The organism is Erythrobacter sp. 'gip.4 top 5', from assembly GCF_056495765.1.
Map to the genome: position 1 here is coordinate 896,566 of NZ_CP200270.1, position 21,679 is coordinate 918,244.

Here is a 21,679-nt window from a genome sequence, read left to right on the forward strand (position 1 = left end):
ATCCCAGTATGGATTTCATTCTGCAGCGCGATTTGCGGGCAAAGCGCCGAATGCCGCAGGTAATCTGCGCTAAGCAATCGGGCGAACAGAACGCGAGAATGACTGCGTTAATCGATATCCGCTTCGGTTCGTGAGCGAATCTCTCTCCACGCTAAGACAACTACATAGGCAGATCGGGGCATCCCGGTTCTGCGATCACCCGCAATTGCGCCGCCGCAACGGCGTCGCGTTGCCTCAGCACGCGATTTGCCTGAGTTATTGCCCTGCAGTCAAACCCGGCGCCGTTTTTAGTGGCGGTCGCAACAATTGCGATAAACGCTTCAGAGGGCATGATCTGCGACCCGCGTCGCAGGAACTGCGAGTGCCACCGCTCACCGCCGACAACGATCGCCGCCATTGTCTGCTGACCAAGACCACCTGTCTCAGCCAGCACCGCGGGGCCGAGTTCCTCAAGCAGGGCGTCAGGCGTCTGGCTGCGCAGAAACAGCGCAGCATAGCGGCGCGCGGCTTCGGCTTTGTCCCCCGCCCCAAGCGCGAGGCGCAGTACAGTTTCCTGGGTTGCGGGCTCGCGCCATCCGCGCTGGCCGGCGATCTGGATCGTTTGTGCTGCCGCCTGTGGATTACCGGCCTTAAGTTCGGCCGCTGCCAGCAGTGCAAGATATTCCGCCGGTAGTGGGCGCCGGCGCACCAATCGCTTCGCTTCAACCAGAGCTGCCTGTGCATCTTTTCCCGCAAGTGCGCTCTGCGTGATCCGTACCTGAGCGTAATTGCGCAGCGGTTGCGGCACCAATGGTGCCATTTCAGGCGCCGAACGTGACCGCAGGTCCAGCTGCAAACCGGTGGTCAGCAATGCGATGACAGCGAGCGCAGCGAACCAGATGATCCGGCCGATCATGTTCGCGGACTCGGCTTGTCAACTGCGATGCGGGTGAGCAACAGCAGGGCCAGGCTGGCAAACGCCAGTATCGTCTGATTGCGCAACGGATAATCGGTGATCGATTGCAAGGCGATAGCCAACAGGAAGACAGCCCCGGCCCATCCAGCCCAACGGTGGGTGGAGCGGCGTGCGCGCCAGCTGAGCCAGCCGATCAGGACGAGCCACAGCGCTGCCAACGCCAGCCCCGGCGCGCCGGCTTCGATGGTCAGTTCGATAAAATCATTATGCGCCCGGCCGGCGCGGCGCTGGGTCAGGTTTTCGAGTGATTCGTCGACCTGATAGATTTCATCAAACGTGCCCATTCCGGCTCCGACGGGCCAATACCGACCCGCACTGAATACAGCGTCATCCCAGATGAAACGGCGCGGATCGTCCTTGGCTTCGAAGCGTTCAAGCGTGCTGCTGATCCTGCCCGGTGAGGCGACGACGAGTGCGCCAGCTCCGACGCCGACCAACGCGAGCGAACCCAGCCCGATCATCACCGTCCGCATGGCTGAAGATCTCTGGCGTCCATGCATCATGCTTCCAAGCGCCCGAGCGGTGCCGACCATCACCGGCAACACCGCCAACACAAGCGCCGTGCGTGACTGGGTCAACGCAATCGCAATCAGCAGCAGTGCGCATACCCCCAATCGCGCCGGAAGCACCACCGGGTGGGGGCGCGGCGCGGGCAACAACGCGGCGAGACCCAGCGCAAATGTCAGAAACAGACCGGTCGAGTTGCGGTTGGCAAAAGTGCCCAGCAATAACTCACCCGGGCGCCTGGCACCGTACAGCGTGCCTGAGTCATTTGCCGCTCCCATTTGGACTAGGCCCAGCAACACCGTGACCAGCCCCAAGGCCACCACCAGCCAGCCAAGATCGATCAGGCGATCGCGCAGCAGCGTCCACCCACAAAACAGTACCGCCAGCGGCGTGATCAGCGCTGTGAAAGCCAGCAGCGTTCGTAGCGGATCAAGGCTCAGCGGCATCCATCCGCTTTCGCCAATCTGTGCAAGCGAGCGAATTACCAGATCGCGGCTCGGAAGGGCACTCCAGACCGATTCGGGCAGGGGAATGATCTGGACAAGCGGCAAGGCGATTGATGCCGCTACCAGAACGCGCAGCGCCAGCGGGCCTTCGCGCCAGAACCGCAGGACATCCTCTGGTCGGATTGCCAGCACCGCCAGGGCGAAGAGCTGCACCGCCAGATTGGCCCTGGGAAAGCCAATGCCGCCGCCGCCAGCCGCGAAAGCGACCAACAAGAGGGCGCCAACGAGCCAGAATACGGAGCGGTCTGCCGCGGGTTTATCCAAAGGGTTTCTCGCGGGTCGGGTCGCCTGACGGTGGACGCCCAGCACCTATCAAAAGAAACGCCCGGTACTGGGTACCGGGCGTTAGATTATTGTCCAGCAATCAGGCACTTGGCCAGCCTGCAGAAAACTTATCAGCAGGCGCCAGGTGAAGCGCAATCGTCGTCATCGCCGCCGATCACATCAGTGGCGATAAGCACGCCAACCGTGATCGCAGCAAGCGCGCCGATGCCGAGCAGGAACGCGCCGCCATCGCCTTCTTCGCTCTGGCCTTCGCCTGACTCTGAACGACCAAGACCCGGAAGCGCATTAGAGGTGCTGTACGCCGCGCTCGAGTCGCCGGCGCGCGTGTTTGCTTGGGCCACGATCGGCGCTGCCACGAGGCCTAGCGCAGCGGCGGCGGCCATCATGCGTGTCACGGTCTTGATCATATAAAAGCCCTTTTCAATAAATCTTAGGTGTACCTACTGCAATGCAGCAACCTTTGCAACTGTTGGATAGTGCAAAGACGTAAAGGAACCAACTTCCACCATCTCAGGGTGGCAACGTCCCGTAGCAGTGCGCCCGTTCACAGGCGCTCTTGTGACGTCAGCAAAGGCGAAAACTGGACGATATCGCCGCCCAGCACGACCATCCCACCCACCGAGAGCCACGCATGGGCTTCAAATTTGCCGTCAATGTGTTTTGCGGTGCCGACCACGATTTCGCTCACGATCCCGCTAGCCGTTAGCCATCCTTGCCCAGCAATTGCCTGAACCAGACAATCGGACCGCCACGGAACGCGCGCGGCCATCCGATTGATAAAAAATGCGACCCTGTCGCACTGCTCAGCGATCCGGCCCGGATCCTGGTTCGGTGACCGGCTCTTGATCTTCCGGGCGACCTGCAGATTACGAGCAATCACTTCGTGCGGAGTGATCCGGTTGAGTGCGATGCGCGCAGATGCGAGCGCCATCGTGGCGCGCAAAGCGTAGAATAAAAGCGAGCTGAGAGGATAGCCATGTTTCATCTCGCCATCATCGAATCAGGCCGGCGAGACCAGATCGCCCTGTTCGAGTTCGCCAAGAAATTGCCTTATACCAAGTCCCATTGATCAGAACCCATGCGCCCATTGGCGCATGCCGATGGACATGATGCGCCAGGGCTGATCGACGAGCTTGTTCCAAGCGAAGCAGCAATGGTCGACGATGTCGTCGTAGGATGAGAAGATGCGGTTGGAGAGCCAGTTGTCGCGCATGAACTGCCAGACGTTTTCGACGGGGTTGAGCTCCGGGCACCTGGGCGGCAGCGGCATGAGAGTGATGTTGGCGGGCACGACCAGTTCCGCCGAGCCATGCCATCCGGCCTGATCGAGGATCAAGACGGCATGCGCCCCCGGCGCGACGTGGAAGGCGATCTCTTCGAGGTGCATGCTCATGGCCTCGCTGTTGCAACGGGGCATGACGATGCCAGCACCCTTGCCCTCGGCGGGACAGATGGCCCCGAAGATCCAGGCTGAGGCCCGGCGCTGGTCTTTGGGCGCACAGGGCCGGGTTCCGCGCTTGGCCCAGCGGCGGGTGAGCTTGGTCTGTTGGCCTATGCGCGCCTCATCTTGCCACCACAGTTCTATCGCGGTGCCGTGCGGCAAGGATAGTCGGATTTTTGCCAACTGGCCTGCGAAGTTTTTTTAAAATCGGCAATGTCATCCGCTTTCTGGCCACGATGACGAGGGCGGGCCGAGAGCTTGCGGAAGCCCAGCGCGCGCATCTCACGGCTCAGCGTCTGTTTGGTAATCGACAGGCCAAACTCATCCCACACCCACTGCGCCAGATCGATGAGACGCCAGCGGACAACCCCGTGCGCCGCAGGAATCGGGCCTGCTTCAACTTGCTGCGCAAGAGCGCGGCGCTGCTCATCGCTCAGAATCGAGACTTTGCCGGGGGCCTTGCGTGACATCAGCCCGTCCGGGCCATCAGCATTGAAGCGGATCACCCAATCCCGCACGACCTGCAGCGTCACGCCAGCCGCTTTGGCCGCTTCGCTCCGGCTGCTGCCGTCCAGGATCAAGCCCAACGCCAACAACCGCCGTACCTGATCCGGATCGTCACATCGTCGGGAAAATCGGCTCAAATCCCGCGAAGTGAAATCTGATCGAACACCAATCGCCGTCGCCATCGCAAGCCTCCTCGTGCTTGCTCCGGTGAATCAGAAAATCAGCGCCTTGGAAATCCCCCATGAGTCAGCCTCATCGGGATTTGGTATTAGATCATCTTCTGCTGTCGCCCGATCAATATCGTATCGTTCCAGTATTAGATCGCAAGCCAGCGCTGGCACGTCCCCTTTTTCAGCCGTCCCCCACACCAGCGCCCCGACTGGATCGAGCCCGAAATAAGTGCCATTGGCGAGATGCAACACTACCATTTCATCGCCGACGCTGTTGGCGACCGCTTGATCGCTGATCTGCCAATGGACGTTGAGAATATCAGTCACGCGCAAACTCCAAGATTTCTAGTGTGGAAGCGAAGTAGGGTCCGCCGTCGATACGCCTGACCGCGCTGCACTCAATCCTCTTTGTAACGCAAGAGCAGTGCGACAACATGATTTAGTGCGCGGCTATAATCAGGAAGTAGGCTGGGATACTGCGCCATCACCGCCTTGGCAATTTCGTCGTGGTTCGTACCGCCATCAATCATATCAAGACAGGCAGCATCAAGCGCCATGCGCTGGGAACGCTGCGGGATTGCCAAGTTTGACCCAGTATCGGCAAGTTTTTTCGAAACGACCCGGCCAAGGAACGTCGATTGCCGAAAAGCGCCGCGCGTATCGCCGGAATGGCCATCGATGATCAGGCCATCCCAGGACCAGACATACTGATTTTCAACCAGATTGCCGCGGATACGCACGCTAACCTTGTCACCAACTGCGAGTTGCATCGGGTCGGCAAAGGGCAGAAACATCTGACCATAGACAAGCGGCGGCTGGCCTGGGGCATTTGAATATGTCAGACCGTCGGCGATCTCGGCGTCGAACCACACCAGCAAACCATGCGCAATTTTGGCACAAGTTGCCGAAAGCTCGGCTGTGGCATCAAGCGTTGGGTTGGTGATCGTGCGGTAGTCGATGATCGCGAGATCGCGCGGTTCGCTCATCAATGCATCAGCATCCAGAGCGGCTTTGCTCTGTGAATTTGCGACAAAGGTCTGCGCCGCGCTCAGATCCAGCCCGTAATCGTTGGACCGCCAAGGATAATGTTGGACGCGACTGGTTTCTGGTGAATGGACCAAGGCGACGCGTAATGTGTCGCGCATGGGCAACAATGTACCGCCTGGTGCGAGCAGCCGATCGCGGGCGTCTTTGACCGTGGCAATGTGATGTTCAAACAGCGGGACCGTGCCGCGGCAATCCGATACGACCACATCAGCCTTCTGCTCTGGCGCGTACTTGATGGACAGGTCCTGCACCACGGTGATCCGGTCAGCGCAGCCATTGGCTCGGGCCAGCGGCATCAAGAGTTCGATACATGGATCAGGTTCGATAGCGATAACATGACCCGCACCAAACTTGCAGGCGAGCAGCGCAAAAACACCAAAACCTGCGCCGAGGTCGATCACAGTACAGCCAGGGGTAATGGCGCGTCGCAAGGCTTCGACGTAAACCCCCATCCGCGGTTCGCAGTCGATCATTTCGCCGTACGACGCAACATCGTAGCCAGTAGCCCGGATCATTTTTTGCTAACTTCCCCGTGAATTAAATGCGGCGCTGCTGCGATGCTTTGCATCGTCGTTTCGATCAGTCGATGCACATCATCAAGCCGGGCGAAATCGCGTGGATAAGACAACGTGAACGCCGGGACAGCCAACGCGAGCTTGGACAGTGCAGCCAATCGGCGCGATGCGCAGGCTTGATCATGCGGGTCCATCGTGAAGCTTTGCTCCACCAGCTTGATGCACGCCCGAGTTCGGTCTAGCGGCATGACTTCGGGATCGGTCATCCTATCGCCGCTGAAACCATCGCCTGACAAAAAGAACATAGCTGCCAGCGACAGCGGATCACCGGCCCGTTCGGGCAACGATGCAAGGCTGACGTGCACCTTATCGGAATGATAGGCCATGGGTGACGTTGTCGTCACTTCATCCAGCACCTTGCTGATAGCTTCGGGGAAAAGTCGCAGGCTCGGATAAACAGGCTGCGCTGTGAAGCCGCCTGCCGAGGCGGCAACCATCACCGCGTCATCGCCAAGTAGCTGGTGCCCTGCCTGATGCAGGCTGGCGGCGAGGGTGGACTTGCCTGCACCTGTCTCGCCCAAAAAGACCGCTGCCGAATCGCCAACACGCACGCCACTGGCGTGAAGAACCAGCGATCCTTGCTCGGCTAAAATGCGGGGAGCAAGATGATCGTCAAGAATGTGCTGTATAACAAAGTCATCAGTATCAGGCTCGAAGCCAAACCCGGTGATGGTCCTCGATGAAAAATCGATTTCGAACCGGGCTACATCATGAAAATGAATTGTGACTTTTTGCCCATTCCGCTCGACTGTTGGAGCAGGCGTTTCATCATCGCCGGAAATTTCAGGAAACTTCGGGATCAAAACCCCTTGGGGTATCTGAACTCCAAGACTTTCGAAACGCCATGATGAAAGGGGGCCCGAAGTGAACGGGCCCCTATTCGAGATGTATCTATTCATAACTAGCGATCGAACACCCTTGATGCCAATCGCGAAAGTAACGTCAGGGACGAACCTGCCTCATTCCCGACATCCCGGAGGCTTCAATAAGCGAGCCTGTCCCACCAGCGGTCAAATTGGCAAATTCGCCATAGATCGCCAGCTTCGGCTTCGAGTATTGCGCCTTGCTTTCCGATGAGGTGATGCGATTCGCCATGTTACTTCTCCGAACAATCACTTGGTCCCGGACTATGGGACATCCACCAAAACAAGTACCCCAAGGTGGTTCGTGTTGCAACCGCTAACTCGTCCTGACGCTGGCCCATTATCCATGTTAGCTTCTCAAAACTGACAAAAGGCGTCAACCGTTCGTGCCAGCCGCGTGGGTCCCCGGCGAGCCATCGCGCTGTCACAGCCTCCTCAAACCGCCAACCGCTATGTTCCTTACCGGTTCGCCAGCACACGGTGTCGGGCAGTACTCCGGACATTGCCCGGCGCAAGATGATCTTTGGCCAACCGTCATGCTCAATCTGATCGGGGGGAAGTGAAAGCACGAAATCAATCAGCCGCCGGTCAAGGAAAGGGTCGCGCACTTCAATGCCCAATGCGGCGGCAACCCGATCATAGCGCTCCCTAGCCAGCACCACGTAAGGGTGCAGCACAAGTGTAGAGCGATCATCGTGCAGACCGTTAAAGTTCCGGAATACGTGGCGACCATGTGTCTCGCGGCGCCTGGCCATGTCAACGCGACGAGCAAATTCGGGCGCAATCATGCTGGTTTGTTCCATGCGCTGCTGCTGGCTCGCCGCGAACTTTTCCCGCCTTTTTGAACGCAACCATTCGGGCACGAGGACTTTTTTCGCCGCTTGCACCAAGGCTTTGCTAGCCGACATATCCGGACCCCAAAAGCGCCGCGCGCCTGCCGCTTCCCGCCATGCGCCCAACGCGTCTCCCCGTCGCAAGCGCCAAGCCACCATGTCATCCGCCATCAGCGTCGTGTCACCGGCCGCGCCATCGAGCATGACGGTGATCCCCGCCTTGTGGCCGGCAAGATAGATCGCTCGCAGCAACGCCATCGGGCTATCGAATGGTTCGTCACTATACCGCGCCAAATGCAACAATTCGTCGGCGTAGTTTTCGAAATCCTCGATCGCGATGTCGGTCGGGGCGAGGTGTGTCAGAGTTTGGGCCGCACGGATCGCACGGGTTTCCACACAGCCAGGCACGGCCGTGGTGGCAGAAAATGTCGGAAGGGCAGGCGCCCCCGCAGCGTGTAACAGCCATGCGGCAATAGCTGAAACCGACCCGGAATCCATGCCGCCGGACAGCATTGACCCGAGCTTGCCGGGCGGAGCCCGCAGCCGCGAGCGCACGGCTTCGGTAAAGACGTCCAGAAATGCCTCGGCATAGGCGCGGTCGTCTTTCAGCCGCAGCGGCGATGGTGGTGTTGGGCTCCAATATCGCCATATCCGCAGGGCCCCGTTTTCCACAATCAGCGCATGGGCTGGAGGCAGCCGATAAAGATCGAGAAAGAAGGTAGACGTCAGATCATAAGCCTCAAGATCTTCGAGAAAGTCGCCAATCCGGCCTTCGTTGATCTGGCTGGGCACGCCTTTATGGGCCACCAATGCGCTGGCATCAGTGGCAAAAGCAAACAGATGCGCAGGCGAATGGTGATAGATTAGCTGACGCATGCCGACCTGATCGCGGGCGCACAGCAGACGCTGGCGTGGTGCGTCCCAGATGGCGAAGGCAAAATCCCCCAACAACCGGTCAAGACAGGCTGTGCCCCAAGCCAGGTAAGCCCGAAGCACCAGTTCGCCGTCACCAATCACCCGCTCGGCTTCATCCAGTCGCAGCGCCGTCAGCAACTCGCCGCGATTGTCGATGCGGATATCGCCGGTGATGACGCAGCCGCTTTGTGGATGGCGAAGGGGAAGAGCTTCGATCAGTGCCTCTGGCGTGGCGGCAAGCGCCGCATGACCAAACGCAGCCGGTCCCTCGCACCACGTTGCGCGGCCTTCCGGCCCGCGTCGGGCAAGGCGCGCCAGAACAGCGTCAAGTTCTTCGGAGGCGGCCATGCGCCCGTCCAACCGGGTCACACCGCAGATGCCGCTCATGCCCTGACAGCCTGTCCGGGCGCTGGCTCGATGGTGAAGCCGCCGGGCGTCAGCTTGATGATCCTGTCCGCCAGCGCGAGGCTGGCCGGACGATGAGTAATGATGATCACGGTGCGATCAGAAAGAAGCCGGGTACAGGATTCGATAAATGCGGTCTCTCCGTCGAGGTCGAACATGCTGGTGGCCTCGTCAAAGATGTAGATCGGCGGATCACGGTAGAGCGCCCGGGCGAGAGCGAGCCGCTGACGCTGCCCCCCTGACAAGCGCACGCCATCGTCGCCGATTTCCGTTTCAAGTCCGCGGGGAAGACGATCAATGAAGTCCGAGGCCTGCGCCAAGCGGGCTGCCTCGGCAATCGCCGTTGTATCCGGGTTTGGCACGCCGAACGCGATGTTTTCCGCGATCGTGCCGTAAACCAGCAAGGGGCGCTGCGGAACATATCCGAACTGACGGCGCAATTCCTGCACCTGCAGATCGGCGATGTCCACGCCGTCGAGCGTGATGCGACCGGCAGTGGGCTGATAGAAGCCGAGGATCAGGTTCACCAGCGTCGACTTCCCGATCCCGTTGTCCCCCGTCAGCGCAATGGTTTCGCCGACCGCGATGGCAAGATCGGCATCCTTTAGCACAGGGGGGCGGCCAGGATAGGCAAACCCGACGCCCTCAAGCGCAATCGCGCCCGCAGCCCGATCAATCTGGCGCATCACCGCATAGCCAGGTTCGGGCTTCATCGCGAACAAGGCTTCCAGTCGCGCCAGTGTGCCCTTGGCAATTTGAAAGCTGCCATAGGTGCTGGCAAGGCTTCCGACCGGACGCGTCAGCAATGCTGCGTAGAGGAGGAAGGCGAACAACTCGCTGGGGCTGCGCTCTCCAGTCTCGACGGCGCTGCTGCCAGTCATCAAAACTGCAATTGCCGCAAATGCCGCAACCAATGCCACCATTGGCCCGACAAATGCCGTGATCCGGGCCTGCTTCAGCTTAAGCAACCGCGCACGTTCAATAGCTGTCAGGTAACGCGCGCGCTGTTCGTCCTCGACCGCAAACGCCTTGATGGCCGGAAGCATGTCGATGTCGCTTTCCGCCATCCAGACAATATCCACCTCGGCCTGCCGCACCTGACGGCCGAGTACGCGAAGCCGGCGGCCAAGCCACTTCATGCCAAGAAAGAACGGCGGGATCAGGACTGGGAATGTGAAGGTCAGAACCGGATCAATGAACAGCAGGATGATGAAGGCACCTATCGCCGTCACCAGCATTGATGGCACCTGTGCCAGCGTTGACGTCAGAAAGGTGCTAAGATTTTCAACCTCGTGACTCATCAGACTGAGCAGGTCGCCGCTTCGGCTGAGATCGTGAAAAGCCATGGGCATGGCGAGCACACGGTCATGTGTTTCTGCGCGCAGCCGCGCCAGAATATTGCCCGAAGCCCGTTCGGACACAATGGTCACCAGCACTGTGGTGGCAGTCAAACCCAGCAGCGCCAAGGCTAGCAGAACAAGGGTTTGGCGAGGGTCAATTGGCATATCGCCGACGATGCCGCCCGCTAATTGCGCCAGCAGCCATGGCACGGCCAGCGTCGCTATAGAGCTTGCGAGCGAAAGGCCGGCAATGACGGCCAAATCACGGCGGAAGCGTTTTGCCCAATGCCCAAGCGATGCCAACTGCATGTCAGTGGCGCCCGCCCAAAAGCTTGCCCGCACCTTCCATCCAGCGGCGCAGATGCAGCGCCGGTTTTGGCCATTCGTGGACTACCGGAAAGCGAGTTTGCATAAACTCATCGCTCGGCAGCATCACGTATCGCAGCACTCGGGCCCGTTCGCTGAAACTGTGGCAGGCCGCCAAGTCGCGCCGCAATCGCGAGACATGTGATCCTGTGCCGAAATAGGCTGCAATGCCCTGATCAGTGGGCGCCTGCGCCATAGACGCCTTAATATTTTGCGGAACGTCAAAACCAAATACACGCTCCGAAAATGATAGGCAGCTGTGCACTTCGGCGGCCGTCCCTGTTTGCGCGACACGGACAGCAAGGGCTTTCCAGTCCGCTGCCGTGAATGCGCTGGTCAGCAAGTGCGCGTCGATCGCCCAGATTAGCCGATCACTTTCGAATAGGCGGGCCGGTCCGACGGCATAACCGAACTGGCCGTGCGCGCTGCGGTTGACAGCGGTCAAGATCAAGTTGTCGATCGGGCCAACTGCGCGTGCTTGCGGTGAGAAGCGCGTTAGTGCGATTGTCTCATCAAATCGCAGACCTTGCTCCAAAATTTGCGAGACGGCGGAGCTTCCATTGATCCGCCAGTGGATATCCACGCAATGCTCGAAACCGACATTTGAGCTGAAACGCCAGCTTTCCTGTAAGGCTTTGACATCGCCTGAGAGTTGGAAGTTGCAGGCGCGCAGCACCTTGCGGACCAGTTTGGGCGAAGCGCCGGGCAAAAGGATGTCGGTATCGCCGCGCCGCCGCAGAGCGGGTTCGCGATACGCCGAATAGGCAAGCGCAGTGCCTTTCGTGATAATCGCATTGATTCCGGCCGCAGCAAGAGCCTCGACCAATGGCGCGACGGCGGCACGGTGGCTGCTTTCCCAAAACATCTGGACGCCCGCTTGTTCGCGTACAGCCCGCGCAAGGGCTTTGGGCCACGTTTCAAGCGCTCTTGGCGTTTGGGCAATCAGGAGAGCGATGCCATGAAATCCGACGCGTTGCGACGCATCAGCCAAATTGTCCATCAATACCGCTGGCCAGGGCGGAATTGGGTCGGCTCGCAGAATTCTGACAGCCAGATCCGCAAGGTAGTCGTCGATTGCCGAACTTTTCATTGTTGCGCAATCTGGCGCATTGCTTGCTCACTTCGTTTGTTCAACGCAAGGCGCCGCATGGTGCTTGCACGTCGCTGAGCTGCCAGCGGAGCTTTAATGATACGGCAATGTATGGGCACTGCAACCCATGCAAGCGATTTAGCGATTGACCTAATGGTGCCATGCTGCAATGCGGCAAATAGGGTGCATTGTTCTCAAAATCGGGCAGATAAATAACCGGCATGACAAGCAAACCGACGAGACGTGGTATCATTCTTGCCGGGGGCTCGGGTACGAGATTATATCCGCTCACGCGGGGCGTTTCCAAACAGCTCATGCCGATTTTTGACAAGCCGATGATCTACTATCCGCTTAGTACGCTGATGCTGGCGGGGATACGTGAAATTCTCATTATCACCACGCCCGATGACGCAGCGCAATTCCGGCGCGTGCTCGGTGATGGATCTGATTTTGGAGTGTCCTTGACCTATGCGGTTCAGCCTAAACCGGAGGGGCTGGCGCAAGCATTTCAGATCGCCGCTGACTTTGTGAACGGGGCTCCAAGCGCGCTTATCCTGGGTGACAACATCTTCTACGGTCATGGTCTTCCCGATCTGCTCCGGAGCGCTAATGCGCGCAGCACCGGGGCCACGGTTTTCGCTTACCGCGTCAGTGATCCGCAAGCCTTTGGTGTGGTGGAATTCGATGGCACCGGCACAGCTGTGTCGATTGAAGAAAAGCCCCAGGCACCCAAATCGGACTATGCCGTAACGGGACTATATTTTTACGACGAGACGGTGGTTGATCGTGCCCGTGACTTAAAGCCTTCGCCGCGTGGCGAGCTTGAGATTACAGATTTGAACCGCCTCTATCTGGATGAAGGCGCCATGTCGGTTGAGATTATGGGGCGCGGCTTTGCTTGGCTCGACACTGGGACACACGCGTCATTGCTGGATGCGGCAACTTATGTCCGCATCACTGAGGAGCGGCAGGGTCTGAAAATCTGCTGCCCTGAGGAAATCGCTTTGCGTCAAGGCTTTATCACAGCCGACCGCTTGCGTGAAATTGCCGAACCGCTGCGCAAGTCGGGTTATGGCGAATATCTTCTCAAGCTACTCGATCAGCCGGTAATGCCGTGAATATCATTGAAACTGCACTTCCCGGTGTGTTGATCATCGAGCCGCGCGTCTTCGGCGACGCGCGAGGGTTCTTTATGGAGACGTGGAATGCTGATTGTTTTGCTGGGGCGGGGCTGGACCTGACCTTCGTTCAGGACAATCACAGCCGCTCGCAAAAGGGTGTTCTGCGAGGCATGCATTTCCAGAATCCTGGCCAGCAGGGAAAGCTGGTACGCGTCACAAGCGGTGCGGTGTTTGATATCGCGGTCGATTTGCGTGGCTCTTCGCCGACTTTTGGAAAATGGGTGGGCGTGGAACTGACTGCCGAAAACAAGCGCATGTTCTGGGTTCCCGAAGGGTTTGCCCACGGCTTTCTCACGCTCGCGGACAACACTGATTTTCTTTACAAATGCACCGCGCCGTATGCGCCGCAAAGCGAGTTTTCCCTTGCTTGGGATGACCCAGCAGTCGGAATCGAATGGCCCTTCACAGGGCAAGATCCGATCATTTCTGAGAAGGACGCATCCGGGCTGGCCCTGGCTGATGTGCCGGTGTTCGCATGAGGGTGCTGATCACTGGGGCAAACGGCCAGTTGGGCGGAGCATTACAGCGGCTTGTGCCCGATTGGGCCGAGATCAGCGCGATTGATGTCGATGATTGTGATCTCACCGACGCCTCGATGCTGACCGCGCGGTTGATTGTCGAAGCTCCGGATGTGATCATCAATGCGGCGGCGTACACCGCTGTTGACCGGGCCGAGAGCGAGGAAGACCTCGCCCGCGCGATCAATGCCGACGCGGTCGCTACAATAGTGGACGCGATGGCCTCATCCGGTGGCAAAGTGGTGCACGTTTCGACAGATTTCGTGTTCGACGGGGAAGCTAGCGCTGCCTATGTCCCGTCAGACGCGCGCAATCCGGTCTCTGCCTATGGCCGAACCAAGGCCGAGGGCGAGGATCATCTGCGTGATCAAGACCTGCTCGTGCGCACGGCCTGGGTTTACGAAGCGGGCGGCGCAAACTTTGTGCGGACGATGATCCGGCTGATGAACGAGCGCGACCAGCTGGGTGTTGTCGTGGACCAAATCGGAGCGCCGACATGGGCTTCCGGGCTTGCCCGCACTATCTGGGCGCTGGTGGAAAAAGGAGCCAGCGGAACTTTTCATCACAGTGACGATGGTGTCGCCAGTTGGCATGAATTCGCGGTCGCCATCGCCGAGGAAGCCCATGCTGTGGGTCTCCTTGCACGCATCCCCACGATCCGCCCCATCACCACTGCCGAATATCCCACGCCCGCGCGGCGCCCGGCGTTCTCGCTGCTTGATTGCAGGGCAACCCGCGCATTTCTTGGCGATACGTCGGTTCACTGGCGCGAAAACCTGCGCTTGATGCTTAAAGAGGAAGCAACGCGTGGCTAATCTGCTTGTGACCGGCGGCGCTGGATTTATCGGCGGTAACTTCGTGCATTATTGGAACGCGCATCACCCTGAAGACCGGGTGATGGTACTTGATGCACTGACGTATGCCGGCAATCGCGCAACGATCGAAAGCGCGCCCAATGTCGAACTCATCGTGGGCGACATCCGTGATACTGCACTGGTCGAACAGTTGCTGCGCGACCACGCCATTGATACGCTGGTGCACTTTGCTGCCGAAAGCCACGTCGACAGGTCGATCACCGGGCCGGACGCCTTCATCGACACCAATATTCTGGGAACCAACAGCTTGCTGAAGGCCGCACGCGCGGTGTGGCTGGGGGGCAGCGGGATGCCGCATCGCTTTCACCATATCTCGACTGACGAGGTGTTTGGATCGCTCGGGCCGCAGGATCCTGCCTTTTCAGAAGTTACGCCCTACGCGCCCAATTCGCCATATTCGGCATCCAAGGCGGCCTCCGATCACCTTGTGCGCGCCTATCACCATACCTTCGGGCTTGAGGTCACGACGAGCAATTGCTCAAACAATTACGGGCCTTATCAATATCCCGAAAAGCTGATCCCGCTGTTTCTGCTGAACGCGCTGCATGGCCGCAACTTGCCGATCTACGGTGATGGGATGAACGTGCGTGACTGGCTGCATGTCGAAGATCACTGCCGCGGGATCGAGGCCTGCCTCGCCAATGGCCGTCCGGGCGAGACTTACAATATTGGCGGCGGGGCCGAATTGCCGAATATTGAAGTGATCGCTGCGATCTGTCGCGAGGTTGACCGCGCCTTTGCCGAGGTTGGTGGATTGGCCGCGCGCTACCCCGATGCGCCTGCCGCGAGGGGCGAACCCACGGCAAGCCTCAAGACCTTCGTTACCGACCGGGCCGGCCATGACCGCCGCTACGCCATAGACGAGACCAAGGCCCGCGCCGAATTAGCTTACGCGCCGCACCACGGATTCGAGGAAGGCCTGCACCAGACACTACGCTGGTATCTCGACAATGAAGGCTGGTGGCGGCCGCTGATTGCACGCTGACCTTCAACCAGGCGGGGGACACAACTTATGCGAGAGCCATGTCCCGAGGCACTGGTGCCCATCAGCGTTCATGTGCAGCGCGTCACTGGCGAGGACAGGCTGGGCATCCGGACACGATGCAAAGGCATCAGCAGGGTCGAAAACCGTTACGCCGCGCGTGCGTCCCACCTCTTGCGTTGCCTTCCGGTATGGCATGATCCGCGCAGCAATCGCTGCGCTGCCACCAGGCGGCGGAGCCAGCAGCATGACATCCCGCTCATCCGCCTTCCAGTCCGCGATCTGCCGCGCGAGCGATGCTTTGAAATCTGCCAAAGCTATAGGCACCCTGTCGCGCAGCCAGCCGCGCGGTGCGGAATCATTGGTGCCAAAGGCGAGAATCACGATGCTGGCCTCGGGCAAATTATGTCCGCGCCAGCGTTCTTCGCCGCTGATCGCCGTCGCGCCGCCGACGCCGTAATTTGCAACCTTGATACTGCGCCCAAGCTGCTTTTCGAGCACCGTACCGAACGGTCTGCCGCTGCTACCGATCCGGCTGCCCGCCACATGACTATCACCGATGATGGCAATGACAGCCCCATCACCCGGGCAGGTGGGTTTCCCCAGATCATGAGCGACCGATGATGGTGCACTGCTCCGTGACCCGCCCAACCGCCACTGCGGGAGCTCATGCCACAGCATGGCGCTCAGCCCGATGGTCAGCGCCGCAGCGGCCAGCGCAATCGCTTTTGCGCGGGTTAGGGGACTGGTCTGATGAGGCACGCCTTGGGGATTGCGCCCATGGGCTAATTGGGTCAAGCCGGCCGGCGGTCGCGCAATGCAATAGTAGGAGAAAAGCAGTGAGCCTTGCCCGACTGAGTGCCTTTAGAAAGCTCCTGACCGGGACGCGACTGCGTTTTTTCAGAAGCGTGATGAAAATGGACATTCATCCCACAGTCGAAATGTCTCTGAGCGCCAAACCGGACATGACCTTCCCCAAAGGCGTCCACCTCGGTGCATACTCCTATGTTGCGTTCAATGCCCGTATCCTGTCCCATGATCGTACGCGCGGGATGTATATGCACACCCGCATCGGCCGGAATTGCTTTGTCGGTGGGGAAAGCATCATTCTGCCCGGCATCACCATCGGAGATAATTGTGTGATCGGCGCCGGTAGCGTCGTAACCAAGGACGTGCCGCCGCGCTCGATCGTAGCCGGCAACCCGGCCAAGATCATCCGCAGCGATATCGAAGTCGGCGCCTATGGACGCTTTGTCGACGCTGATGAAACTGAAAGGCGCATTCGCCAAACCGATCCTACGACAGCAGATCTGCCTGACCGCATGGCGCGCTAAAGGCCCTCCACCCCTCTCTCAAGCCCTAAAAGGGGCAAAGGATCCGTCAATGTCTGCCTCTGCCTACCTGGATAGTCGGCCTGAAGCGCCCCCACTGCATGTGGGCCTGCTGTGGCATTCGTGCCGATCGGAAAACCTCGGCGTAGGCGCGCTCAGTGTGGCCAATGCCAACCTGATTGCGGCCGCTGCGATTAAAACTGGTCGGCGGCCCGTATTTCACCTCATGGGGGTGCGCGGGGCTTTCGACTATGGCCATGAAATCGCGTTTGAAAACCATTTCGAAAACATCGGCTACAAGGCTTTGATCAATCCGCTTTCCAGCCTGCATCGCACGTTGGCGGCTTGCGATATCGTGTTCGATATCGGCGGCGGGGACAGCTTTTCAGATATCTACGCGGCGCATCGGTTCTGGCTGATCATCGGATCCAAGGTGGCAGCCCAGCGAAGCAGGGGCCCCCTGATCCTCAGCCCGCAGACCATTGGCCCGTTCCACACGGGCCGTGCGCGTCACGCTGCCGTCGGCGTGATGAATATCGCGGCCCGGGTGTTTGCGCGGGACGAGGCCTCGTTCAAGGTGCTCGGCGATCTCGGGATGGCTCACCGGTCGGAACTGACCACAGATGTGGCTTTTGCCCTACCGTTCACGCCTGCGCCAGATAAGGACGGGCGCGATCTGGCCAAGGGGCCGATCAAGGTCGGCCTCAATGTCTCGGCGCTGCTTTACCGCCGTGATCTTGCGACCGGCGACCGGATCAAGCTGACAGTGGATTACCCTGCGCTGATTGACGCGCTGCTCGAACGCATCGCTCGTGAACCGCGTGCCGAGCTGCATCTGGTGCCCCACGTGCTCGCCGCTGCGACGCCTTACGAAGATGACTACGCGCTCGCCGAGGAACTCCAACAGCGGTTTCCCGATGCAATTCTGCCGCCGCGCTTTTCCGGGCCATCGCAGGCCAAAAGTTATATCGCAGGGCTGGATCTGTTCGCCGGAAGCCGGATGCATGCGACGATTGCCGCCATATCATCCGGCACAGCTGTCGTGCCGCTCGGCTACAGCCGCAAGTTCAGCGGACTGTTCGATTCATTGGGATACCACTGGAACGCCGATCTGACGGCCGAGGATAACGCAGCGGTGCTGGCCCGGTTCGATGCGGCGCTGTCCGACTTGCCTGGGCTGCGCGCGCAGGCGATTGCCGCCAATACCGAGGCACAAAAGCGCCTGGCGAACTATGTCAGCGCGCTCGATGAAATGATGTCGGAGCTCCCCAATCGTCATGTATGATATTGCGACCATTACCCGCAACGGGCTGTGCTCCGGCTGCGGCATGTGTGCTGGCCTGCCAAAAGGCGAACAGCCGCCGATTGTGATGCGCGAATCTGCGGCAGGTTATCGTCGGCCTGAGGTAGTGGGTCCAGTAGATCGCGAGCTCGCCGCGCTAATCGACGCAACGTGCCCTGGCGCGAATATCCGCCACCAGCAGGAAAGTCCTGAGGGGGAATATCACCCAATCTGGGGCCCTTTGGTCGCGGCACGTCTGGGGTGGAGCACTGACGCCGATCTGCGCCGGAACGCGTCATCGGGTGGCGGGCTGTCAGCCTTGCTCATCCATCTGCTGGCGAGCAAAACGGTTGATTATGTTGTGCAGACTGCGGTGTCACCTGACTCGCCTGTGCGCAATGCGCTGGCCATCAGTACCGGACGGGACGACGTGTTCCATGCTGCCGGGTCGCGCTATGCGCCGTCATCGCCGCTTCAGGACATTGGCGCACGGCTCGATGCGCCGGGCCGTTTTGCGTTTGTCGGCAAGCCCTGTGATGTGGCGGGACTGCGCCAGCTGGCGCGCTACGATCCGCGAGTGAATGACAAGGTGCCCGTGATGATCGCCTTTATGTGTGCAGGCGTTCCCAGCTATCGGGGGACGTCAGCATTGCTCAAGGACATGGGGGTGAAAGACGAAAGCAAGGTCACCGCGTTCCGGTATCGCGGTGATGGCTGGCCGGGTTTTGCCACCGCCCGGCTGGAGGATGGCACTGCCTTCAGCATGGATTACGACACCAGTTGGGGTCGCATTCTCAACCGCCACCTTCAGTTCCGCTGCAAGATCTGCCCCGACGGTATCGGTGAATTTGCCGACATCATCTGCGCTGACGGCTGGTATTGTGACGATGATGGCAATCCTTTGTTCGATGAGCGGGAGGGGCGCAGCATCATCCTGACGCGGACGCAACGCGGCGAGGCTATTCTTGGCCTTGCGATAGAAAGCGGTGCGATCGCCACTGAGCCCCTGACGCTCAAGGCGCTCGGCCAGATGCAACCCTTCCAGGCGCGGCGCAAAGGATTGGTATTGCCGCGCCTCGCAGCAATGGCGCTTACAGGTAAGCGCCGCCCACGCTTCATCGGTCTCGCGCTGGCCCGCAATGCCCGCGCCTTGGGCCTAAAGGGCACTATCAAGAGCTTCGGTGGCACCCTTCGGCGCCTTTTAGGTAAGAAACAGTTGGACTAAACGGTCGCGGTGATCGCGTCACGCAGCCGTTAGAGCCACGGCCAGATCCGCTGAAAGTGCTGGGAGAAACGGATAGGTATCGGTCCGGACATAGGTCTGGTTCGTTACCGCTGATGCCGCGCTCGGCCAGCGCTCGCACGCCTGCGCAATCGCCCGTGCCAGAGCATCATCGGCAATTGACGGAAGGGACACAATGTTGGGGTGGAAGTCCGACAGATCCTTGCATGTATAGGTGTTGGTAATCGTCTGCAGACCGAAGTGTGCCATCTCAAGCGGCGGATAGCTGGGGTGCGGGGACGCCATCAAGCTCACACCGATTGAACTGCCAAGCAACGTCTGGGCGTAACTGTCTAGCGACAGCTTGCCGATCGATGTCAGATTGCGCCCATCGCCGAGTGCTATCGGATCGTGCGGCTCGCCTGCTGACAGCACTTCCCAGTCCTTGAATTGGGGGTAATCAAGCGCCCACCTCTTCAGGCCTCGCACAAGCGCGCCAAAGCAGTTGCGCGCCACGCCGGGCCGGCCATAAACCAAAATCCGTTTCTGCCGCTGGCTTGTGCTTACCTGATCGAGATAGGGTCGAAGCGCTTCAACGATAACGGGTTCAAAGACGTAGCGCTGATCGAAATTGTGGCCCATGAAGTCGATATAGTTGGCAAGATTGCCGCTGTTGACGATGCCCCAGAGCGGTCCGGAATCGTCGTAAGCGCTGCGTGCCAGCATATGTGCCGAAGAAAACGCCCACCATCCAGGCTCGTAATCCTGCGCCAGCCTGATGAGCGGGCGCGGCGTAACTCCAAACAGTTCTGACTGGATATCCCTGACCCGGGCGAAGTTGCGCATATTCCACCAGATCTGGGTAATGAATACCTCGTTCGGCCGGACCTTGATAGGGTTCTGCGTGCCGCTGACCATCTCAACCTGATCGGGATGAATGGTGAGGCCCGCCTTGGCCCCCCATTTGGAGAGGATTCCGGGATCGGAATCCGGCCCCGCATCCGTAATAATGATCCGAAAATCCGCAGAAGCATTCTCCCTCAGCGCCAGAGCGAGGCGCGAAAAGATATCAATACCTGTCGCCGCCCCGCCGAAATCCGCTCCTCTGGTCAGAAACTGAATCGCAAGCGTGATGCGAGGCGTGGCATTGTGTTCGGCCTCGACCTGATAATCGAACAACACGCGCTCATCGGTTTCAGGCGGCGTAATGGCCTGCCGGAACTGGCGGACCATGTTCTTGACGGGGCGTGGGGTGGCTTGCCTGAGAAATGCGCTCATCGCCATTAGACACTACCCCCGGCGCGGCACAGCCTGTTTAACGGCTTTGATTGTCTGCACGCATTTTGATCCTGAGCAGCAATCGCTAACTTTAACTTCATGTTTCTTTCGGACTGCCGATTGGTTGAAGCTTTCATGCGCCTGACACTGCCTTGCTGCTAGACCATGAATAGGCGGGCTTGCGCACCTCACCCCGGTCAAACACGGCCACCGAATCATAAAGATGCATACCAGCAACAAGATTTTCTACTTCACCGATCTTCACGCCGTGAAAATGATACCAATGATGCATGTCGTCTATCATCACCTTGATATCTTCGATGAAGCTCGAACTTTTGCGATAACCTCCCGCAAAATCCGACCAGTAGGCCGCATGAAGATCTTCGATCATGTAAGTGCCCCCCTCGGCCATTATAGGGAACAAGGTCTTGAAAGTTGTGCGAATATGGTGAGAATTGTGGCTCCCGTCATCAAGGATCAGGTCGACGCCTCCCATCTCGGCTACGACGGAACGCAGAAAATCCTGATCGGCCTGCGATCCGATCCTCACTTGGCCGGATTTCCCGTTGAATTCGGCGCAAGAGGGATTGATGTCGATTCCGAAAATGGTGGCTTCTTCGCCGAAAAACTTACGCCAAATATCGAGTGAGCCACCTTTAGCCACACCGATCTCAAGGAACCTGACCGGCCTTCCTCGCCAAGAGCTAAAATAGCGGTCGTAAATAGAAAAGTAATGATGCCACTTGATGATTGGACGCTCTGCTTGACTCCAAAAAAGGTTCTCGAACAGGCCGTGATCTTGTCCGACCATGGGGCTAGTTCCCTTATGCTCAAATTCAGAGATAGAACCACCGTAACCAATATATTTTCTTTTTAGCTGCTTAATGAGCGCAACCGCAGAATCTTTGTTTCTCTTGGTAGCTTCCATCATCGAACTCCAACGAATATAAAAATTTTGGTGCTTTGTTTGTATTTACCGAGGTCCCAGCGGGCTAGGCTTCCGAAATCGAAAAAAGCAATGCTCGTTTGCCAATCTGTGCAAAAAATGCGGCGAGCTCGGCACCAAATTCGACGTGTTCTTTTGTGACCAGTCGGTCGGAGCTATCACAACGTTCTACTTCCCTGTAGCCGAAAAATCTGATTTAGCCCTGCGTATTCTGGCCTCCCAAACACGCTTTTCCAAAGCCCATCGCGACATCACTCCG

At 59.0% G+C, this 21,679-nt stretch carries 21 protein-coding genes and 1 pseudogene; 7 read left to right on the top strand and 15 right to left on the bottom strand.

The features are described 5' to 3' along the window. Nucleotides 1-160 precede the first annotated feature (160 nt). The 12 genes from ACRANW_RS04305 to ACRANW_RS04360 form a co-directional block, all read right to left on the bottom strand. Entirely contained in the window at nt 161-895 is a 735-nt protein-coding gene (locus ACRANW_RS04305) for a hypothetical protein (RefSeq protein WP_479433306.1), read from the bottom strand. Next, entirely contained in the window at nt 892-2,181 is a 1,290-nt protein-coding gene (locus tag ACRANW_RS04310; RefSeq protein WP_479433307.1) for an O-antigen ligase family protein, read from the bottom strand. Before ACRANW_RS04310 ends, ACRANW_RS04305 begins: the two co-directional genes overlap by 4 nt. A 182-nt stretch (nt 2,182-2,363) precedes the next feature. After that, the gene (locus tag ACRANW_RS04315; protein ID WP_479433308.1) at nt 2,364-2,660 is read right to left on the bottom strand and encodes a hypothetical protein; all 297 of its coding nucleotides are present in this window, start codon (nt 2,658-2,660) and stop codon (nt 2,364-2,366) included. Between the two features lie 137 nt (nt 2,661-2,797). Then, nucleotides 2,798-3,184 carry a lasso peptide biosynthesis B2 protein gene (locus ACRANW_RS04320; protein WP_479433309.1) on the bottom strand — a complete coding sequence of 129 codons (387 nt, stop codon included), beginning with the start codon at nt 3,182-3,184 and terminating at the stop codon, nt 2,798-2,800. Between the two features lie 138 nt (nt 3,185-3,322). After that, nucleotides 3,323-4,383 (bottom strand): IS630 family transposase gene (locus ACRANW_RS04325; protein ID WP_479431320.1). Its coding sequence is split into 2 segments (ribosomal slippage): nt 3,323-3,891 and nt 3,891-4,383, totalling 1,062 coding nucleotides; the frame shifts between segments, so codons are not numbered across the junction. 30 nt (nt 4,384-4,413) lie between these two features. Then, nucleotides 4,414-4,698: a PqqD family protein gene (locus ACRANW_RS04330; RefSeq protein WP_479433310.1), complete on the bottom strand. Its 285-nt coding sequence runs from the start codon at nt 4,696-4,698 to the stop codon at nt 4,414-4,416. A 71-nt stretch (nt 4,699-4,769) separates the two neighbouring features. Next, complete coding sequence (locus ACRANW_RS04335; protein WP_479433311.1) at nt 4,770-5,933, bottom strand: 50S ribosomal protein L11 methyltransferase; 1,164 nt, start codon at nt 5,931-5,933, stop codon at nt 4,770-4,772. After that, nucleotides 5,930-6,796: a hypothetical protein gene (locus ACRANW_RS04340; protein ID WP_479433312.1), complete on the bottom strand. Its 867-nt coding sequence runs from the start codon at nt 6,794-6,796 to the stop codon at nt 5,930-5,932. The genes ACRANW_RS04335 and ACRANW_RS04340 overlap by 4 nt, the downstream gene beginning before the upstream one ends. Nucleotides 6,797-6,935: 139 nt before the next feature. Beyond that, on the bottom strand, nt 6,936-7,088 hold the full coding sequence (locus tag ACRANW_RS04345; protein WP_479433313.1) for a lasso RiPP family leader peptide-containing protein: 153 nt from the start codon (nt 7,086-7,088) through the stop codon (nt 6,936-6,938). Between the two features lies 1 nt (nt 7,089). Then, nucleotides 7,090-8,991, bottom strand: coding sequence for an asparagine synthase-related protein (locus ACRANW_RS04350; RefSeq protein ID WP_479433314.1), 1,902 nt, complete (start codon nt 8,989-8,991; stop codon nt 7,090-7,092). Further along, nucleotides 8,988-10,658 (bottom strand): ABC transporter ATP-binding protein, encoded by a 1,671-nt coding sequence (locus tag ACRANW_RS04355; RefSeq protein WP_479433315.1) that lies wholly within the window; start codon nt 10,656-10,658, stop codon nt 8,988-8,990. Before ACRANW_RS04355 ends, ACRANW_RS04350 begins: the two co-directional genes overlap by 4 nt. 1 nt (nt 10,659) lies before the next feature. After that, nucleotides 10,660-11,805, bottom strand: coding sequence for a nucleotidyltransferase family protein (locus tag ACRANW_RS04360; protein WP_479433316.1), 1,146 nt, complete (start codon nt 11,803-11,805; stop codon nt 10,660-10,662). 221 nt (nt 11,806-12,026) lie between these two features. Here ACRANW_RS04360 and rfbA point away from each other — a divergent pair, with 221 nt between their 5' ends. Genes rfbA through rfbB form a run of 4 tightly spaced genes read left to right on the top strand, consistent with a single transcriptional unit; the run spans nt 12,027 to nt 15,364 of the window. After that, nucleotides 12,027-12,923, top strand: coding sequence for a glucose-1-phosphate thymidylyltransferase RfbA (rfbA, locus tag ACRANW_RS04365; RefSeq protein WP_479433317.1), 897 nt, complete (start codon nt 12,027-12,029; stop codon nt 12,921-12,923). Continuing rightward, complete coding sequence (gene rfbC, locus ACRANW_RS04370; RefSeq protein ID WP_479433318.1) at nt 12,920-13,465, top strand: dTDP-4-dehydrorhamnose 3,5-epimerase; 546 nt, start codon at nt 12,920-12,922, stop codon at nt 13,463-13,465. Before rfbA ends, rfbC begins: the two co-directional genes overlap by 4 nt. Further along, entirely contained in the window at nt 13,462-14,319 is an 858-nt protein-coding gene (rfbD, locus tag ACRANW_RS04375) for a dTDP-4-dehydrorhamnose reductase (protein WP_479433319.1), read from the top strand. The genes rfbC and rfbD overlap by 4 nt, the downstream gene beginning before the upstream one ends. Next, nucleotides 14,312-15,364 carry a dTDP-glucose 4,6-dehydratase gene (rfbB, locus tag ACRANW_RS04380; protein WP_479433320.1) on the top strand — a complete coding sequence of 351 codons (1,053 nt, stop codon included), beginning with the start codon at nt 14,312-14,314 and terminating at the stop codon, nt 15,362-15,364. The genes rfbD and rfbB overlap by 8 nt, the downstream gene beginning before the upstream one ends. A 3-nt stretch (nt 15,365-15,367) precedes the next feature. Here rfbB and ACRANW_RS04385 read toward each other — a convergent pair whose 3' ends face one another. After that, nucleotides 15,368-16,123: an SGNH/GDSL hydrolase family protein gene (locus ACRANW_RS04385; protein WP_479433321.1), complete on the bottom strand. Its 756-nt coding sequence runs from the start codon at nt 16,121-16,123 to the stop codon at nt 15,368-15,370. A gap of 308 nt (nt 16,124-16,431) precedes the next feature. Between ACRANW_RS04385 and ACRANW_RS04390 the strand changes: the two are divergent. The 3 genes and pseudogenes from ACRANW_RS04390 to ACRANW_RS04400 form a co-directional block, all read left to right on the top strand. Further along, nucleotides 16,432-16,695: pseudogene (locus ACRANW_RS04390) on the top strand (DapH/DapD/GlmU-related protein); the annotation flags it as partial. A 49-nt stretch (nt 16,696-16,744) separates the two neighbouring features. Further along, on the top strand, nt 16,745-17,977 hold the full coding sequence (locus tag ACRANW_RS04395) for a polysaccharide pyruvyl transferase family protein (RefSeq protein ID WP_479433322.1): 1,233 nt from the start codon (nt 16,745-16,747) through the stop codon (nt 17,975-17,977). Further along, nucleotides 17,970-19,199, top strand: coding sequence for a Coenzyme F420 hydrogenase/dehydrogenase, beta subunit C-terminal domain (locus tag ACRANW_RS04400; protein ID WP_479433323.1), 1,230 nt, complete (start codon nt 17,970-17,972; stop codon nt 19,197-19,199). The genes ACRANW_RS04395 and ACRANW_RS04400 overlap by 8 nt, the downstream gene beginning before the upstream one ends. 18 nt (nt 19,200-19,217) lie before the next feature. On the opposite strand, the gene ACRANW_RS04405 is transcribed toward ACRANW_RS04400, so the two are convergent. Together ACRANW_RS04405 and ACRANW_RS04410 are read right to left on the bottom strand one after the other, a co-directional pair. Then, nucleotides 19,218-20,429 carry a rhamnosyltransferase WsaF family glycosyltransferase gene (locus ACRANW_RS04405; RefSeq protein ID WP_479433324.1) on the bottom strand — a complete coding sequence of 404 codons (1,212 nt, stop codon included), beginning with the start codon at nt 20,427-20,429 and terminating at the stop codon, nt 19,218-19,220. Between the two features lie 178 nt (nt 20,430-20,607). Next, nucleotides 20,608-21,405: a class I SAM-dependent methyltransferase gene (locus ACRANW_RS04410; RefSeq protein ID WP_479433325.1), complete on the bottom strand. Its 798-nt coding sequence runs from the start codon at nt 21,403-21,405 to the stop codon at nt 20,608-20,610. Nucleotides 21,406-21,679 lie beyond the last annotated feature (274 nt).